Origin of the sequence: Streptococcus alactolyticus (assembly GCF_042649785.1) — a bacterium.
Lineage (GTDB): Bacteria > Bacillota > Bacilli > Lactobacillales > Streptococcaceae > Streptococcus > Streptococcus alactolyticus.
On record NZ_JBHRZX010000038.1, the window covers coordinates 1 to 14,846 of the forward strand.

Sequence of the window (14,846 nt, forward strand, 5' to 3'; positions counted from 1 at the left end):
TTTAAGTTATCAACCGTCCCTCGTTGACAGCTTATTCAGTATACTAAATACTAAATCTATTGTCAAGGGAATTTGAGATTTTTTTGAAAAAAATAGTAAATCGATAGAATGATATTCACGGCTGAATCGACGAAGCTGTTGTTTTATCAGTTAGAGGTGAGTAAGGGACCATTTTAGCCCATATGAGTACGATATATCCCTATATTGGTTTTTTCCATTACTTGCTTAATAGGGCTTCTGTCGGCCTTAAATTAGCTTCTTAAGCATTTCTTCGAGGAAACAATACTACTTGATATAGAGAACTATTTTTTTAACTTATTGATGTGAAAATCTACTTAACAGAAAATTACTATTATTTCATGGATTTCTTATGGCGTATCAGGTGAATAACACATTTTAAACATTTCTTTATACAAAGTTGTATGACTTATCAACCATTAACATTGCTATTAATAGTTTGAGGAGATTTAGCTAACTTTTAGACAGTTATCAATTAGAATCTCCATCATTTCCTGATATATCGAAAAAGATGATTCACAATACTAAATTAACGTCAAATGAGCTATTTAAACCATTTCTATGAATTACAACACAATTTTCCTATTAACGTGATTAAACGCCCATATAAAGGGTTTGATAGCCTTAAATAGAACCTAAGTATATTATAGCTTTAAAACGACATATAAGCCCGTCTATATGCTAGAGAGCCCTATTGAGCTTCTTACATTTATTAAATCGTAAGCGATATACAAAAACACCTGCTTGCGAAATATTTCTAAGCTAGAGATATTTCGTAAACAAGTGTTCCTATATGACAATATGATGAGTGTTCCCGCTAGGAAAAATCCTAGCGGTAGACCAGAGCTAGACTAAGAATGCGAACATTCCATCATCATAACACTCAACAAAATTGATAAAAATTATACTAACTCAATGATAGCCATTGGAGCAGCGTCACCACGGCGTGGTTCAGTTTTTAGAATACGAGTGTATCCACCGTTGCGTTCTGCGTAACGAGGTGCAATATCATCGAAAAGTTTTTGAAGCGCAGTTTGTGAAGTGTATGTTTCAGTTGCTTCGTCAAAGTTTTCAGATGCAATTTCATTACGAACAAAAGCAGCAGCTTGACGGCGAGCATGAAGATCACCACGTTTACCTAAAGTAATCATCTTTTCTACTGTTTTTCGGATTTCTTTAGCGCGAGCTTCAGTTGTTACAATAGATTCGTTGATCAAAAGATCAGTTGTCAAATCACGAAGCATTGCTTTACGTTGTGAACTAGTACGTCCTAATTTACGGTAAGCCATTTTTTCCTCCTATATTATTTTATTATTTATCGTTTTTAAGTCCAAGTCCAAGATCAACAAGTTTAACCTTAACTTCTTCAAGGCTTTTACGACCTAGATTGCGGACTTTCATCATTTCAGGTTCGGTTTTTTCAGTTAAATCAAACACAGTATTGATACCTGCACGTTTTAGACAGTTGTATGAACGAACTGACAAATCAAGTTCTTCAATAGTACGATCTAAGACTTTTTCATCGTTAACTTTTTCTACTTCCTTCATGACATCTGTATTTTTAGCTACTTCTGTCAAGTCAGTAAATAGATTTAAGTGTTCGATTAAAACACGTGCAGAAAGACCTAGTGCGTCTTCAGGAATGATTGTTCCGTTTGTCATGATTTCAATAGTCAATTTATCAAAACCATCATTGCTACCTACACGAGCTGGTTCTACTTGATAATTAACTTTTTTCACCGGTGTATAGATAGAATCTACAGCAAGAGTGCCCACCGGAGCATCATCTTTTTTGTTACCTTCAGCTGGAACATAACCACGTTTTTTAGCTACTGTCATAGTTGCTTTCAAACTATGTCCTTCAGCGATGGTGAAAAGATAATGATCAGAATTGACAATTTCAACGTCACTGTCTGTTAAGATATCCCCTGCAGTTACTTCTGCCGGACCTTCAACATCGAGTTCAATGATTTTTTCATCATCGACATAAGATTTTACTGCAAGTCCCTTAATATTAAGGATGATTTGCATAACATCTTCGCGTACACCTGGAATAGTGTCAAATTCGTGGAGTACTCCATCAATTTTGATTGATGTTACTGCCGCACCTGGGAGTGAAGACAAGAGTACACGACGAAGAGAATTACCTAGAGTTGTCCCATAACCACGTTCAAGTGGTTCAATAACAAATCTACCGTAATCTTTATTTTCATCAATTTTTGTTATTATTGGTTTTTCAAACTCAATCATTTATTATACTCCCTCGAAACGAATCTTGTGTACTATTAACAATTATGATTACACACGACGACGTTTTGGAGGACGAGCACCATTGTGTGGCACAGGAGTAACGTCACGGATTGAAGTCACTTCAAGACCAGCAGCGGCAAGAGCACGAATAGCAGACTCACGACCTGAACCAGGACCTTTTACAGTAACTTCAACGGTTTTAAGACCATGTTCTTGTGCAGATTTAGCAGCAGCTTCTGCAGCCATTTGTGCAGCGAATGGAGTAGATTTACGAGAACCTTTAAATCCAAGAGCACCAGCTGATGACCATGCAATTGCGTTACCATGCACATCTGTAATCATAACAATAGTGTTATTAAATGTAGCGTGAATATGAGCAACACCAGATTCGATGTTCTTTTTCACACGACGTTTACGTGTTGGTTTAGCCAATTTTTTTACCTCCTATTTTATTTTTTCTTACCTGCAATCGCAACAGCTTTACCTTTACGAGTGCGAGCGTTATTTTTAGTGTTTTGTCCACGGACAGGAAGTCCACGACGGTGACGGATTCCACGATATGAACCGATTTCCATCAAACGTTTGATGTTCAAGTTTACTTCACGACGAAGGTCACCTTCAACTTTAATTGCATCAACTTCACGACGGATAGCATCTTCTTGGTCTGATGTTAAATCTTTAACACGGATGTCTTCTGAAACACCAGCTGCAGCTAAGATTTTCTTAGAAGTCGCAAGTCCGATACCATACACATAAGTAAGTGAAATTACTACACGTTTTTCATTTGGAATATCAACTCCAGCAATACGAGCCATTTTTTCTCCTTTCTATATTATCCTTGACGTTGTTTGTGTTTTGGATTTGATGGACAAATTACCATAACACGACCGTTACGACGAATAACTTTACAGTATTCGCAAATTGGTTTGACTGATGGTCTTACCTTCATTTTTTTATCCCTCCAATTATTTCGATTATTTAAAGCGGTATGTGATACGGCCACGAGTTAAGTCGTAAGGACTCATTTCAACAGTAACACGATCACCTACCAAGATACGGATATAGTTCTTACGGATTTTTCCTGATACAGTTGCCAAGATTTGGTGTCCATTTTCTAACTCAACAGTAAACATAGCATTAGGCATCGTCTCAACAACTTTACCTTCGATTTCAATCACATCTTCTTTTGCCACGCAAAAGCCCCCCTCTAAATTTCGATTTGATGTCCTCTGGATACAGAGGTAACAATTATAAGTCAGACTAACCTATTATAGCATCAAATTAATGCTTACGCAAGTATTAAAATCTCATTATTTTAATTTTGCTACAACATCTGCAATGTCAGCAAAAACAGCATCAATATCTTGGTTACCTTGAATATCGTAAACAAGACCTGATTGACGATAATGTGAAAGAATTGGTGCTCCTTGAGCGATATTAACATCAAGACGGCGTTTTACAGTTTCAGGTTTGTCATCTTCGCGTTGGTAGAAATCATCTTCATTGTAATCACCAACTGGTGGATTGAATACTTTGTGGAATGTTTCTCCTGTTTTGCGGTTAATGATACGACCACTCAAACGTTCAACAAGTGAATCTGGGTTAACATCGATGTTAATCACACCATCTAATGTCAAATTCAAGTTGTTAAGAGTTTCGTCCAAAGCATGTGCTTGTTCGATAGTACGTGGGTAACCATCAAGCAAGAAACCTTTTTCTGCAATATCAGCTTGTGCTAAGCGTTCTTTAACAATACCGTTTGTCACTTCATCAGGAACCAATTCACCTTTATCGATGAATGATTTTGCCAATACACCCATTTCGGTTTTGTTTGCCATTGCTGCACGGAACATATCTCCAGTAGAAATATGTACTAAACCAAATTTTTCAACAATTTTGGCTGCTTGAGTCCCTTTACCAGCACCTGGCAAGCCCATAATCAAAAGATTCATAATCGTCTCCTTATTTTGTTATTAAATAAATCTAACCTGATAGCAGTTAGATTTATTTAATAACAAAATAGAAGGTTGACAAAGTCAACCTATATTCTATTCTGCTATATTCATGAAACCAACATACTTTCTCTTTAAGAGATAACCTTCAAGTTGTTTCATTCCTTCAATTCCTGTTGAGATCAAGATCAACAAACTTGTTCCCCCTAAAGCAATGCTGCTAGACAAATCCATCATTTGTTGAGCAACAATTGGTGTTAGAGAAATGAATGCTAGAAAAACAGATCCAACAGTGGCTAATTTCTTCAATAATGAAGACAAATAATCTTCCGTTTCGCGTCCAGGTCGAACACTAGGAATATAAGACGCTCCCTTTTGCAAGTTCTCGGCTGTTTTTTCGGGATTGACTTGCACAAAAGTATAGAAGAAAGAGAATAGGATAATTAGCACTGCATAAACAACCATTCCTGTTGGGGTTTGGTAGTTTAATAGTTTTTCAAGGTTCGTTAGCCAAGGAATATCTCGACCATTTGAAATCAACGGGATAATCGTACTTGGAATAGTTGTAATCGAGCTCGCAAAGATAACGGGAATAACGCCAGCTGGATTAATTTTTAAAGGAAGGTACGAACTTGTTGGAGCTCCCTTTTCAAGTTTTGTATATTGAATTGGAATTTTATATTCTGCTTGTTGAACAAATGTGGTAAAGAAAACAATAACCAACACTGCTAAGATCAACAAAGCAACAAAGATGTATGAAGACATTAAATCACTTGAACGAACGTTCACGAAGAAGTCTTCATAAATCGTTGAGATTGCACTTGGAATTGATGAGATAATACCCGCGAAGATAATCATTGATACACCATTCCCAAAACCTTTATCCGTGATTTGCTCACCCAACCAAGTAACAATCATGCTACCTGTTGTTAAAAGAGCGCCAATCAAAAGATAGGTTTTGACATTTGGGGTAGAAACCAATGCTATGCTTGATAAGGTATTAAATCCTGCGGTAATCCCAATAGATTGAACAAATGCTAAAGCAAGAGAAATATAGCGCGTTGCCTGATTTAACTTACGACGCCCTACTTCACCTTGCTTACTCCATTCGACAAACTTAGGTAGAATGTCCATTTGTAGAAGTTGAACAATGATGGATGCTGTGATATAAGGGCTGACCCCCATTGAAAATACAGAGAAGTTACTCATAGCATTCCCTGAAACAAGGTTCAACATGTTCAAAAAGGGAAGTTCTCCTAATTGTCCTAGGCTTTTCGCATTAATTCCAGGAACTGTAATATGTGTTCCAACACGGAAAACGAAAATAATAAAAAGTGTAAAGAAAATCTTATTTCTAACATTTTTTACTTTTAGCGCATCCTTAAGTAGCTTAAAGAACATTCTATGTCCCCCTCAATTAGATGACTTCGACTGAACCACCTTTAGCTGTGATCGCTGCTTCAGCAGATTTAGAGAATTTAGCTGCTTTAACAGTCAATTTTTTAGTCAATTCACCGTTACCAAGGACTTTAACACCTGATTTTTCAGCACGAACGATTCCAGCTTCTTTAAGAACAACTGGAGTTACTTCTGTACCATCTTCAAAAACATTAAGTTGATCAAGGTTTACAAGTGCGTATTCTTTTGCGTTAACGTTTGAAAAACCACGTTTTGGCATACGACGGAACAATGGTGTTTGTCCACCTTCAAAACCAAGACGTACTTTTCCACCGCTACGTGCTTTTTGACCTTTTTGACCACGTCCGGCAGTTTTACCATTACCAGATGATGTACCACGACCTACACGATTACGTACTTTACGTGAACCTTCTGCTGGTTTAAGTTCATGAAGTTTCATTATTTAATTTCTCCTTTATTTGTAAAATGCTAGCGCCCCTATAGGGGGAAAGGACTCCCTATAGAAACTCGCCTATACCATTATCTAGTTTAAGCCGCAAGAGTTTCCTCTGCGACTTAAACGAACACTCATATTGATGTTAATTATTTAACATCTTCAACAGTTACTAAATGTGAAACTGCAGTAATCATTCCACGGATAGCTGGAGTGTCTTCTTTGACAACTGAGCTATTCAATTTACCAAGTCCAAGTGCGGCAACTGTTTTACGTTGAGCAGGGATGCGTCCGATTGGAGACTTAGTCAAAGTAATTTTAATTTGAGCCATGATGATCTCCTTTCTTAAGCTAAATCAGAAACTGAAACACCGCGAAGAGCAGCGACATCTTCAGCACGTTTAAGTTGTTTCAAACCTTCAACAGTTGCACGAACGATGTTGATTGGAGTGTTTGAACCAAGTGATTTAGATGTAACATCCGCTACACCAGCCAATTCGATGACGGCACGAACAGCACCACCAGCGGCAACCCCCGCACCTTCAACAGCAGGTTTCAATAATACTTTTGCTCCACCAAATTCTGAACGAACTTCGTGAGGAATAGTTGTACCAACCATTGGTACTTCGATCATGTTCTTTTTAGCGCTTTCGACAGCTTTACGGATAGCTTCTGGTACTTCTTGAGCTTTACCAGTACCAAAACCTACACGACCATTACGGTCACCAACAACTACAAGAGCAGCAAAGCGAAGACGACGTCCACCTTTTACAACTTTTGTAACACGGTTGATGGCAACAACGCGCTCTTCAAGTTCAACTGCATTATCTTTAAATGCCATTATTAAGTGTCCTCCCTATTAGAATTTCAATCCGTTTTCACGAGCTGAGTCAGCCAAAGCTTTAACACGTCCGTGATAGAGATATCCACCGCGGTCAAACACCACTTCAGAAATACCTTTAGCTACTGCGCGTTCAGCAACAAGTCTACCGACAACAATGGCTTGTTCTGTTTTAGTTCCTTTTGAAACTTCTTTATCAAGAGTTGATGCACTTGCGAGCGTTACACCCGCTACGTCATCAATTACTTGAGCGTAGATGCCTGTATTAGAACGGAAAACGTTCAAACGTGGGCGATCAGCAGTTCCAGAGAGTTTACCGCGAACGCGACGATGGCGTTTTTGACGGATTTTATTTTTATCTGGTTTCGAAATCACAATTTTCACCTCTTAATTTTTTAAATGATGTCAAAATGACACGTTATAAATACTAGAATAGGGATTTTGCAAGAAGAACTCTCGCAAAAACTCCCATAATCTATTATTTACCAGTTTTACCTTCTTTACGACGAACGTATTCACCAACGTAACGGATACCTTTACCTTTATAAGGTTCTGGAGCACGAAGGCTACGAATGTAAGCTGCTGTTTGACCAACAACTTCTTTGTTGATACCGTTAACGACGATGTTAGTTGCAGATGGTACTTCAAATGAAATGCCTTCTGGAGCTTCTACTTCGTCTTGGTGAGATTTACCGACAGAAAGTACAAGTTTTGAACCTTGAAGTTGTGCACGGTATCCAACCCCACGCATTTCAAGTTCTTTTTTGAAACCTTCAGAAACACCAACAACCATGTTGTTCAAGTTAGCACGAGTTGTACCATGAATTGTTTTCATTTCTTTTGAGTCATTTGGACGGTGAAGTGAAACTTCATTGCCTTCAACTTTGATTTCAATATTTTTGTTAAACTCACGAGTGAGTTCGCCTTTAGGTCCTTTAACAGTTACTACATTGTTATTGTTAGTAACTTCTACACCAGCAGGCAAGTTGATAACTTTATTACCAATACGTGACATAGTTTTATATTCTCCTGTTAAATTGTCAAGCCGCTTAATGCGACGAGTTTTCACGGGGCGACTACTATATGCTTAGTAGTCCATTTGTTAGTAAGAAATGTGTTGTACTTATCTTACCAAACGTAAGCAATAACTTCTCCACCAACGTTCTTTTGACGTGCTTCTTTGTCAGTCAAAAGACCTTCTGATGTAGAGATAATTGCAATTCCAAGTCCGTTAAGAACTTTAGGAACATCTTCACGTTTTGCGTAAACACGAAGACCTGGTTTAGAAACACGTTTCAAGTTAGTGATAACGCGTTCTCCGTTTTGTCCATATTTAAGGAAAACACGGATGATTCCTTGTTTGTCATCTTCGATGATTTCAACGTTTTTCACGAAACCTTCGCGTTTAAGAATTTCAGCAATTCCTTTTTTAATGTTTGAAGCAGGTACTTCTAACACTTCATGTTTTGCTTGGTTAGCATTACGGATGCGTGTTAGAAAATCTGCAATTGGGTCAGTCATAACCATTTTTATATTCTCCTCTTACTAGTAGTTTGAATTACTCACTTGCTAGTTAATGTCATGGGAAAGCAACAGTCGTTGCCTTCCTATTCTTATCTCATCGACTTACCAAGAAGCTTTGGTAACCCCTGGGATTTGTCCTTTGTAAGCTAACTCACGGAAGCAAACACGGCAAAGTTTGAATTTGCGGTAAACTGAATGTGGACGGCCACAACGTTCGCAACGAGTGTAAGCTTGCGTAGAGAATTTCGCAGGGCGATGATTCTTAGCAATCATAGATTTTTTAGCCAATTAATTTACCTCCAAAATTATTTTGCGAAAGGCATTCCAAGGCCTTTAAGCAATTCACGACCTTCTTCGTCAGTGTTAGCTGTAGTTACGATAACAATATCAAGACCACGTACTTTATCAACATCATCAAAGTTGATTTCTGGGAAAATCAATTGTTCTTTCACACCAAGTGTGTAGTTACCACGTCCGTCAAAAGATTTTGTTGGAACACCGTGGAAGTCACGCACACGTGGAAGTGAAACAGTAACCAATTTATCTAAGAATTCGTACATACGTTCACCACGAAGGGTAACTTTTGCACCGATCGCTACACCTTCACGAAGACGGAAGCCAGCGATTGATTTCTTAGCTTTAGTAATCAATGGTTTTTGACCTGAAATAAGTGCCAATTCAGCAGCAGCTTTTTCAAGGTTTTTAGCGTTATTTACAGCATCACCAACACCCATGTTAAGAACGATTTTCTCAACTTTTGGGACAGCCATAACTGAAGAATAGTTAAATTTTTCAGTCAAAGCAGGAACAACTTCGTTAGTGTATTTTTCTTTTAAGCGATTTGCCATTATATACTTTTCTCCTTTCCTTCGTGATTAATCAAGCACTTCGCCTGATTTTTTGTTGTAACGAACTTTTTTGCCGTCAACAACTTTGTAACCAACACGTCCTACTACACCATTTTTGTCAAGAACTTGAACATTAGACACATGGATTGGTGCTTCTTTTTCCACGATAGCACCTTGAGGGTTTTCGTTGTTTGGTTTTTGATGTTTTTTAACGATAGCAACACCTTCAACAACAACTTTGTTGACTTTAGGAAGGGCTTTAAGAACTACAGCTTCAACGCCTTTGTCCTTACCAGCAATAACGCGAACTTTATCGCCTTTTTTTACAAACATTTGGTTTTTCTCCTATTATTTCTTACGCCCTAATGGGCACCCTGCAAAAGCAGGGGACTTAGTTTGTGTTATGTATGAATTAAAGTACTTCTGGTGCAAGTGACACGATCTTCATGAAGCCACCTTCACGCAATTCACGTGCAACAGGGCCGAAGATACGAGTTCCACGAGGTGTTTTGTCTTCGCGGATGATTACTGCAGCATTGTCATCAAATTTGATGTATGAACCGTCTGGACGGCGCGCACCTGATTTAGTACGAACAACTACGGCTTTAACAACATCACCTTTTTTAACAGCGCCACCAGGAGTAGCTTGTTTTACAGAAGCAACGATTACGTCACCGATGTTAGCGAATTTACGTCCTGAACCACCAAGAACTTTGATAGTCAAGATCTCACGAGCACCGCTATTATCAGCAACTTTCAAGCGAGTTTCTTGTTGAATCATTTCAAATTTCTCCTTTTAGTTTGATTAGATAATAACAGCTTCTTCCACAACTTCTACAAGACGGAAACGTTTTGTAGCTGAAAGTGGACGAGTTTCCATGATACGAACGATATCGCCTTCTTTAGCAACGTTGTTTTCATCATGTGCTTTGTATTTTTTAGAATAGTTGATACGTTTACCATAGACTGGGTGGTTACGTTTTGTTTCAACTATAACAGTGATTGTTTTATCCATTTTGTCAGATACAACACGTCCAACAAGTGTTTTACGTTGATTACGTTCCATTATTAGAATTTCTCCTTTCCCAATCTATTATTTCTTTTCTGATTGCACAGTTTTAACACGTGCAATTTGTTTTTTAACTTCGTTCAAACGAGCAGTTTGATCAAGTTGACCTGCTGCAGCTTGGAAACGAAGGTCGAAAAGTTCTTTCTTAAGTTCGTTTTCTTTCTTAGCAAGTTCTTCTTGAGAAAGACCACGAAGCTCTTTAACAAAATCTTTAATTTCTTGAAGTTTCATGTTTTCTCCTTATTCTGCTTCACGTTTCACGAATTTCGTTTTAACTGGTAATTTGTGGCTTGCAAGACGAAGCGCTTCGCGTGCAACTTCTTCAGAAACACCTGCGATTTCGAACATCACTTTACCACGTTTAACTGGTGCTACCCAACCTTCTGGAGCCCCTTTACCAGAACCCATACGTACACCGATAGCTTTAGCAGTGTATGATTTGTGTGGGAAGATTTTAATCCAAACTTTACCACCACGCTTCATGTAACGAGTCATTGCAATACGGGCAGCTTCGATTTGGCGGTTTGTAATCCAGTGGCTAGTTGTTGCTTGAAGACCGTATTCACCAAATGCAACTTCTTTACCACCTTTAGCTTCACCGCGCATTTTTCCACGGAATTCACGACGGTGTTTAACACGTTTAGGTACTAACATTTGTTATTTGCCTCCTTTAGTGTTTTTACGAGCTGGAAGAACTTCACCACGGTAGATCCAAACTTTAACACCAAGTTTACCGTAAGTAGTATCAGCTTCTTCCCAAGCATAATCGATATCAGCACGAAGTGTGTGAAGTGGAACTGTTCCTTCTGAGTAACCTTCGCTACGAGCGATATCCGCACCGTTCAAACGACCAGATACTTGAGTTTTGATTCCTTTAGCACCTGCACGCATTGTACGTTGGATAGCTTGTTTTTGAGCACGACGGAAAGCAACACGTTGTTCAAGTTGACGTGCGATGTTTTCACCAACAAGGTGTGCGTCCAAATCAGGTTGTTTGATTTCAACGATGTTGATGTGAACTTGTTTTCCAGTCAATTTGTTAAGTTTAGCGCGAAGCGCATCAACATTAGCTCCACCTTTACCGATAACCATACCTGGTTTTGCAGTGTGAAGTGAAACAATTACTTTATTTACAGCACGTTCAATTTCAATACGAGAAACTGAAGCATCTGCCAATTCTTTTTGGATGAATGAGCGGATTGCAAGATCTTCATGAAGGTAATCCGCGTATTCTTTTTCAGCATACCATTTCGCATCCCAGTCACGGATGATTCCGACACGCATACCAATTGGATGTACTTTTTGACCCACGATTTTACCTCCTTATTTTTCTGACACAACTACTGTAACGTGAGTTGTGCGTTTGTTGATTGGTGAAGCTGAACCTTTAGCACGTGGACGGAAACGTTTCATTGTTGGTCCTTCGTTTGCGAAAGTTTCAGATACTACCAAGTTAGCTTTTTCCAAACCAAAGTTGTTTTCTGCGTTAGCGATAGCAGAGTTAAGAACTTTTTCAACTACACGAGCTGCTTTGTTTGGAGTGAATTTCAAGATTGCGATTGCGTCAGCAACATTCTTACCACGGATAAGATCAAGTACAAGACGTGTTTTACGAGGTGAAACACGGACTGTACGAGCCATTGCTTTAGCTGAAGTAATTTCTGCCATTGTGTCCTCCTCCTAATTAACGACGTGTTTTCTTATCGTCAGCTGCGTGACCTTTGTAAGTACGAGTTGGTGCGAATTCACCAAGTTTGTGACCTACCATGTCTTCTTGGATGTAAACTGGTACGTGTTTACGTCCATCATAAACTGCGATTGTATAACCGATGAAACTTGGGAAGATCGTTGAACGACGTGACCAAGTTTTAATTACTTTTTTCTTTTCGTCATTTGCTTGAGCTTCAACTTTTTTCATCAAATGCTCATCGACGAAAGGTCCTTTTTTAAGACTACGTCCCATTTTGTAGTTTTCTCCTTTAAAATGTAGTACCACAGCGGCCTGTGTGCAAAAATTGCACACTACCGAGCTGGCGGATGATTATTATAAACTAAGCGACTAAACGATTATTTGTCGTTACGACGACGAACGATAAGTTTGTCAGATTTCGCTTTTTTGTTACGAGTTTTAAGACCAAGCGCAGGTTTACCCCAAGGAGTAGATGGCGCTTTACGTCCAACTGGTGCTTTACCTTCACCACCACCGTGTGGGTGATCATTAGGGTTCATTACAGAACCACGAACTGTAGGACGGATACCCATCCAACGGCTACGACCAGCTTTACCAAGGTTTACAAGTGATTGTTGTTCGTTACCAACTGTACCGATTGTTGCACGGCAAGTACCAAGAATCATACGAACTTCGCCTGATTGAAGACGAACAAGAACGTATTTACCTTCTTGACCAAGAACTTGTGCAGATGCACCAGCAGCACGAATCAATTCAGCACCTTTACCTGGTTGAAGTTCGATGTTGTGAATAACTGTACCAACAGGGATGTTAGCAAGTGGAAGAGCATTACCAACTTTGATATCTGCATCCGGACCTGAAACGATACGTTGACCAACTTCAAGACCTTTTGGTGCAAGGATGTAAGCTTTCACACCGTCAGTGTAGTGTACAAGAGCGATGTTAGCTGTACGGTTTGGATCATACTCGATAGTTTTAACAACTGCTTCAACACCGTCTTTGTTACGTTTGAAGTCAATTAAACGGTAGTGACGTTTGTGACCGCCACCTTGGTGACGTACAGTGATGCGACCGTTGTTGTTACGACCAGCTTTGTTTTTAAGTGAAACAAGCAATGATTTCTCAGGAGTGCTTGTAGTGATTTCAGCAAAATCCAAAGAAGTCATATTACGACGACCATTTGTCGTTGGTTTATAAGCTTTAATACCCACGTTATTTCCTCCTTAGATTATTCAGCTTCAGCTGCAAACAACTCGATTGCTTTAGAATCAGCTGTAAGAGTGATGATAGCTTTTTTAGTTTTTGAAGTGAAACCAGTGTAACGACCAACACGTTTTTGTTTTGGTTTTACAGTTACAGTATTCACGTTTGCAACTTTAACTCCGTCAAAAGCAGCTTCAACAGCTTGTTTAATCAAAAGTTTGTGCGCACGAGAGTCAACTTCAAATGTATATTTACCTGCTTCGAGGTCGTACATAGATTTTTCAGTGATTACTGGCTTTTTGATTACGTCGTACAAATTCATTATGCAAGAACCTCCTCGATTTTAGAGATTGCTTCTTTAGTAACAAGAAGTTTGTCGCTGTTTACGATATCAAGAACACTTGCAGTTGTTGCAGTTGCAACTTTAACGTTTGGAAGGTTACGTGCAGAAAGTGCTGCAAATTCATTACCTTCTTCAAGGATTACAAGTACTTTTGAATCAACATTAAGTGCTGAAAGTACATTTGCAAATTCAGCTGTTTTTGGAGCTGCAAATGAAAGGCTTTCTACAGCTACAAATTTGTCTTCAGCTACTTTTGCTGAGTAAACTGATTTCAAAGCAAGGCGACGAACTTTTTGTGGAAGTTTGTAGCCGTATGAACGTGGAGTTGGTCCAAAGACAACACCACCACCACGCCATTGTGGTGAACGAATAGAACCTTGACGAGCACGTCCAGTTCCTTTTTGACGCCATGGTTTACGACCACCACCAGATACTGCTGAACGGTTTTTAACCGCGTGAGTACCTTGACGAAGGCTAGCACGTTGACTGATGATAACGTCAAATACTACTGATTCGTTTGGTTCGATACCGAAAATAGCATCATTCAATTCAACTGAGCTAACTTCTTTCCCAGTTTGGTCAAATAGTTTTACGTTTGCCATTTAACTGTTTTCTCCTTTCTTATTATTTAGCAGCCTTAACTGCTGATTTGATAGTGATAAGAGATTTCTTAGCACCTGGTACGTTACCTTTAATCAAAATAACGTTTTTCTCTGGGATAACTTGTACAATTTCAAGGTTTTGGATTGTTACACGGTTACCACCCATACGTCCTGCCAAGTGTTTGTTTTTGAAAACACGGTTAGGCGCAACAGGTCCCATTGAACCTGGACGACGGTGATAACGAGAACCGTGAGCCATAGGTCCGCGAGATTGACCGTGGCGTTTGATAACACCTTGGAAACCTTTACCTTTTGATGTACCAGTTACATCAACAACATCTCCAGCTGAGAAAGTGTCAACTGTAATTTCTTGACCTACTTCTAAACCTTCAATGTTTTTGAATTCACGAATGAAGCGCTTAGGAGCAGTGTTAGCTTTTGCTACATGGCCTTTGGCAGGTTTGTTACTCAATACTTCACGTTTGTCATCAAAACCAACTTGAACAGCTTCATAACCGTCTGTTTCAACAGTTTTAACTTGAAGAACAACGTTTGGAGTTGCTTCAATGACTGTTACTGGGATGAATTCACCAGATTCAGTGAAGATTTGAGTCATTCCCACTTTTTTCCCTAAGATTCCTTTTGTCATGAGAG

At 39.0% G+C, this 14,846-nt stretch carries 28 protein-coding genes; all 28 read right to left on the minus strand.

Annotated features, from left to right (window positions below; all coding sequences use genetic code 11):
- Nucleotides 1-920 precede the first annotated feature (920 nt).
- A complete protein-coding gene (rplQ, locus tag ACFORE_RS07855; RefSeq protein WP_154454901.1) occupies nucleotides 921-1,307 on the minus strand; it encodes a 50S ribosomal protein L17 in 387 nt (128 codons plus the stop codon).
- 22 nt (nucleotides 1,308-1,329) lie between these two features.
- Nucleotides 1,330-2,268: a DNA-directed RNA polymerase subunit alpha gene (locus ACFORE_RS07860; protein WP_154454900.1), complete on the minus strand. Its 939-nt coding sequence runs from the start codon at nucleotides 2,266-2,268 to the stop codon at nucleotides 1,330-1,332.
- A 48-nt stretch (nucleotides 2,269-2,316) separates the two neighbouring features.
- Complete coding sequence (gene rpsK / locus ACFORE_RS07865; RefSeq protein ID WP_003062885.1) at nucleotides 2,317-2,700, minus strand: 30S ribosomal protein S11; 384 nt, start codon at nucleotides 2,698-2,700, stop codon at nucleotides 2,317-2,319.
- A 17-nt stretch (nucleotides 2,701-2,717) separates the two neighbouring features.
- Nucleotides 2,718-3,083, minus strand: coding sequence for a 30S ribosomal protein S13 (rpsM, locus tag ACFORE_RS07870; protein ID WP_003062883.1), 366 nt, complete (start codon nucleotides 3,081-3,083; stop codon nucleotides 2,718-2,720).
- Nucleotides 3,084-3,100: 17 nt separating this feature from the next.
- On the minus strand, nucleotides 3,101-3,217 hold the full coding sequence (gene rpmJ / locus ACFORE_RS07875) for a 50S ribosomal protein L36 (RefSeq protein ID WP_002959355.1): 117 nt from the start codon (nucleotides 3,215-3,217) through the stop codon (nucleotides 3,101-3,103).
- Nucleotides 3,218-3,242: 25 nt separating this feature from the next.
- Nucleotides 3,243-3,461, minus strand: a complete 219-nt coding sequence (gene infA / locus ACFORE_RS07880; protein WP_001040189.1) for a translation initiation factor IF-1 — start codon at nucleotides 3,459-3,461, stop codon at nucleotides 3,243-3,245.
- A 117-nt stretch (nucleotides 3,462-3,578) separates the two neighbouring features.
- A complete protein-coding gene (locus ACFORE_RS07885; RefSeq protein WP_154454898.1) occupies nucleotides 3,579-4,220 on the minus strand; it encodes an adenylate kinase in 642 nt (213 codons plus the stop codon).
- Between the two features lie 96 nt (nucleotides 4,221-4,316).
- On the minus strand, nucleotides 4,317-5,621 hold the full coding sequence (gene secY, locus ACFORE_RS07890; RefSeq protein ID WP_154454897.1) for a preprotein translocase subunit SecY: 1,305 nt from the start codon (nucleotides 5,619-5,621) through the stop codon (nucleotides 4,317-4,319).
- Between the two features lie 16 nt (nucleotides 5,622-5,637).
- Nucleotides 5,638-6,078, minus strand: coding sequence for a 50S ribosomal protein L15 (gene rplO, locus ACFORE_RS07895; protein WP_168261044.1), 441 nt, complete (start codon nucleotides 6,076-6,078; stop codon nucleotides 5,638-5,640).
- A gap of 143 nt (nucleotides 6,079-6,221) precedes the next feature.
- The gene (rpmD, locus tag ACFORE_RS07900) at nucleotides 6,222-6,404 is read right to left on the minus strand and encodes a 50S ribosomal protein L30 (protein ID WP_154454895.1); all 183 of its coding nucleotides are present in this window, start codon (nucleotides 6,402-6,404) and stop codon (nucleotides 6,222-6,224) included.
- Nucleotides 6,405-6,418: 14 nt separating this feature from the next.
- Entirely contained in the window at nucleotides 6,419-6,913 is a 495-nt protein-coding gene (rpsE, locus tag ACFORE_RS07905; protein ID WP_154454894.1) for a 30S ribosomal protein S5, read from the minus strand.
- An 18-nt stretch (nucleotides 6,914-6,931) separates the two neighbouring features.
- Nucleotides 6,932-7,288 (minus strand): 50S ribosomal protein L18, encoded by a 357-nt coding sequence (rplR, locus tag ACFORE_RS07910; RefSeq protein WP_167829288.1) that lies wholly within the window; start codon nucleotides 7,286-7,288, stop codon nucleotides 6,932-6,934.
- Between the two features lie 103 nt (nucleotides 7,289-7,391).
- The gene (gene rplF, locus ACFORE_RS07915) at nucleotides 7,392-7,928 is read right to left on the minus strand and encodes a 50S ribosomal protein L6 (RefSeq protein ID WP_154454893.1); all 537 of its coding nucleotides are present in this window, start codon (nucleotides 7,926-7,928) and stop codon (nucleotides 7,392-7,394) included.
- Between the two features lie 113 nt (nucleotides 7,929-8,041).
- Nucleotides 8,042-8,440, minus strand: coding sequence for a 30S ribosomal protein S8 (gene rpsH, locus ACFORE_RS07920; protein ID WP_154454892.1), 399 nt, complete (start codon nucleotides 8,438-8,440; stop codon nucleotides 8,042-8,044).
- Nucleotides 8,441-8,539: 99 nt separating this feature from the next.
- Nucleotides 8,540-8,725, minus strand: coding sequence for a type Z 30S ribosomal protein S14 (locus ACFORE_RS07925; RefSeq protein WP_003062863.1), 186 nt, complete (start codon nucleotides 8,723-8,725; stop codon nucleotides 8,540-8,542).
- 17 nt (nucleotides 8,726-8,742) lie between these two features.
- Entirely contained in the window at nucleotides 8,743-9,285 is a 543-nt protein-coding gene (rplE, locus tag ACFORE_RS07930) for a 50S ribosomal protein L5 (protein ID WP_154454891.1), read from the minus strand.
- Between the two features lie 27 nt (nucleotides 9,286-9,312).
- Complete coding sequence (gene rplX / locus ACFORE_RS07935; protein ID WP_154454890.1) at nucleotides 9,313-9,618, minus strand: 50S ribosomal protein L24; 306 nt, start codon at nucleotides 9,616-9,618, stop codon at nucleotides 9,313-9,315.
- 79 nt (nucleotides 9,619-9,697) lie between these two features.
- Entirely contained in the window at nucleotides 9,698-10,066 is a 369-nt protein-coding gene (gene rplN, locus ACFORE_RS07940; protein WP_154454889.1) for a 50S ribosomal protein L14, read from the minus strand.
- 24 nt (nucleotides 10,067-10,090) lie between these two features.
- On the minus strand, nucleotides 10,091-10,351 hold the full coding sequence (rpsQ, locus tag ACFORE_RS07945) for a 30S ribosomal protein S17 (protein ID WP_027972220.1): 261 nt from the start codon (nucleotides 10,349-10,351) through the stop codon (nucleotides 10,091-10,093).
- A 27-nt stretch (nucleotides 10,352-10,378) separates the two neighbouring features.
- Nucleotides 10,379-10,585, minus strand: coding sequence for a 50S ribosomal protein L29 (gene rpmC, locus ACFORE_RS07950; RefSeq protein WP_003062854.1), 207 nt, complete (start codon nucleotides 10,583-10,585; stop codon nucleotides 10,379-10,381).
- A gap of 9 nt (nucleotides 10,586-10,594) precedes the next feature.
- Nucleotides 10,595-11,008: a 50S ribosomal protein L16 gene (gene rplP, locus ACFORE_RS07955; RefSeq protein WP_003062852.1), complete on the minus strand. Its 414-nt coding sequence runs from the start codon at nucleotides 11,006-11,008 to the stop codon at nucleotides 10,595-10,597.
- Nucleotides 11,009-11,011: 3 nt separating this feature from the next.
- Entirely contained in the window at nucleotides 11,012-11,665 is a 654-nt protein-coding gene (rpsC, locus tag ACFORE_RS07960) for a 30S ribosomal protein S3 (protein WP_167829287.1), read from the minus strand.
- Between the two features lie 12 nt (nucleotides 11,666-11,677).
- A complete protein-coding gene (gene rplV, locus ACFORE_RS07965; protein WP_003062848.1) occupies nucleotides 11,678-12,022 on the minus strand; it encodes a 50S ribosomal protein L22 in 345 nt (114 codons plus the stop codon).
- Between the two features lie 16 nt (nucleotides 12,023-12,038).
- The gene (gene rpsS, locus ACFORE_RS07970) at nucleotides 12,039-12,317 is read right to left on the minus strand and encodes a 30S ribosomal protein S19 (protein WP_000533765.1); all 279 of its coding nucleotides are present in this window, start codon (nucleotides 12,315-12,317) and stop codon (nucleotides 12,039-12,041) included.
- Between the two features lie 104 nt (nucleotides 12,318-12,421).
- On the minus strand, nucleotides 12,422-13,255 hold the full coding sequence (gene rplB / locus ACFORE_RS07975) for a 50S ribosomal protein L2 (RefSeq protein WP_003062844.1): 834 nt from the start codon (nucleotides 13,253-13,255) through the stop codon (nucleotides 12,422-12,424).
- A 17-nt stretch (nucleotides 13,256-13,272) separates the two neighbouring features.
- Nucleotides 13,273-13,569: a 50S ribosomal protein L23 gene (locus ACFORE_RS07980; protein WP_154454888.1), complete on the minus strand. Its 297-nt coding sequence runs from the start codon at nucleotides 13,567-13,569 to the stop codon at nucleotides 13,273-13,275.
- On the minus strand, nucleotides 13,569-14,192 hold the full coding sequence (gene rplD / locus ACFORE_RS07985; protein WP_154454887.1) for a 50S ribosomal protein L4: 624 nt from the start codon (nucleotides 14,190-14,192) through the stop codon (nucleotides 13,569-13,571). The genes ACFORE_RS07980 and rplD overlap by 1 nt, the downstream gene beginning before the upstream one ends.
- A 22-nt stretch (nucleotides 14,193-14,214) precedes the next feature.
- Complete coding sequence (gene rplC, locus ACFORE_RS07990; protein ID WP_154454886.1) at nucleotides 14,215-14,841, minus strand: 50S ribosomal protein L3; 627 nt, start codon at nucleotides 14,839-14,841, stop codon at nucleotides 14,215-14,217.
- Nucleotides 14,842-14,846: the final 5 nt, after the last annotated feature.

Coding starts and splice junctions, on each gene's coding strand:
- ACFORE_RS07860 (WP_154454900.1), bottom strand. CDS start 2,268: ATGATTGAGTTTGAAAAACCAATAATAACAAAAATTGATGAAAATAAA.
- rplQ (WP_154454901.1), bottom strand. CDS start 1,307: ATGGCTTACCGTAAATTAGGACGTACTAGTTCACAACGTAAAGCAATG.
- rplX (WP_154454890.1), bottom strand. CDS start 9,618: ATGTTTGTAAAAAAAGGCGATAAAGTTCGCGTTATTGCTGGTAAGGAC.
- rplN (WP_154454889.1), bottom strand. CDS start 10,066: ATGATTCAACAAGAAACTCGCTTGAAAGTTGCTGATAATAGCGGTGCT.
- ACFORE_RS07885 (WP_154454898.1), bottom strand. CDS start 4,220: ATGAATCTTTTGATTATGGGCTTGCCAGGTGCTGGTAAAGGGACTCAA.
- ACFORE_RS07980 (WP_154454888.1), bottom strand. CDS start 13,569: ATGAATTTGTACGACGTAATCAAAAAGCCAGTAATCACTGAAAAATCT.
- rplO (WP_168261044.1), bottom strand. CDS start 6,078: ATGAAACTTCATGAACTTAAACCAGCAGAAGGTTCACGTAAAGTACGT.
- secY (WP_154454897.1), bottom strand. CDS start 5,621: ATGTTCTTTAAGCTACTTAAGGATGCGCTAAAAGTAAAAAATGTTAGA.
- rplP (WP_003062852.1), bottom strand. CDS start 11,008: ATGTTAGTACCTAAACGTGTTAAACACCGTCGTGAATTCCGTGGAAAA.
- rplF (WP_154454893.1), bottom strand. CDS start 7,928: ATGTCACGTATTGGTAATAAAGTTATCAACTTGCCTGCTGGTGTAGAA.
- rpsH (WP_154454892.1), bottom strand. CDS start 8,440: ATGGTTATGACTGACCCAATTGCAGATTTTCTAACACGCATCCGTAAT.
- rplE (WP_154454891.1), bottom strand. CDS start 9,285: ATGGCAAATCGCTTAAAAGAAAAATACACTAACGAAGTTGTTCCTGCT.
- rplC (WP_154454886.1), bottom strand. CDS start 14,841: ATGACAAAAGGAATCTTAGGGAAAAAAGTGGGAATGACTCAAATCTTC.
- rpsS (WP_000533765.1), bottom strand. CDS start 12,317: ATGGGACGTAGTCTTAAAAAAGGACCTTTCGTCGATGAGCATTTGATG.
- rpsM (WP_003062883.1), bottom strand. CDS start 3,083: ATGGCTCGTATTGCTGGAGTTGATATTCCAAATGAAAAACGTGTAGTA.
- rpmC (WP_003062854.1), bottom strand. CDS start 10,585: ATGAAACTTCAAGAAATTAAAGATTTTGTTAAAGAGCTTCGTGGTCTT.
- rpmJ (WP_002959355.1), bottom strand. CDS start 3,217: ATGAAGGTAAGACCATCAGTCAAACCAATTTGCGAATACTGTAAAGTT.
- rpsE (WP_154454894.1), bottom strand. CDS start 6,913: ATGGCATTTAAAGATAATGCAGTTGAACTTGAAGAGCGCGTTGTTGCC.
- rpmD (WP_154454895.1), bottom strand. CDS start 6,404: ATGGCTCAAATTAAAATTACTTTGACTAAGTCTCCAATCGGACGCATC.
- rplD (WP_154454887.1), bottom strand. CDS start 14,192: ATGGCAAACGTAAAACTATTTGACCAAACTGGGAAAGAAGTTAGCTCA.
- rpsQ (WP_027972220.1), bottom strand. CDS start 10,351: ATGGAACGTAATCAACGTAAAACACTTGTTGGACGTGTTGTATCTGAC.
- rplV (WP_003062848.1), bottom strand. CDS start 12,022: ATGGCAGAAATTACTTCAGCTAAAGCAATGGCTCGTACAGTCCGTGTT.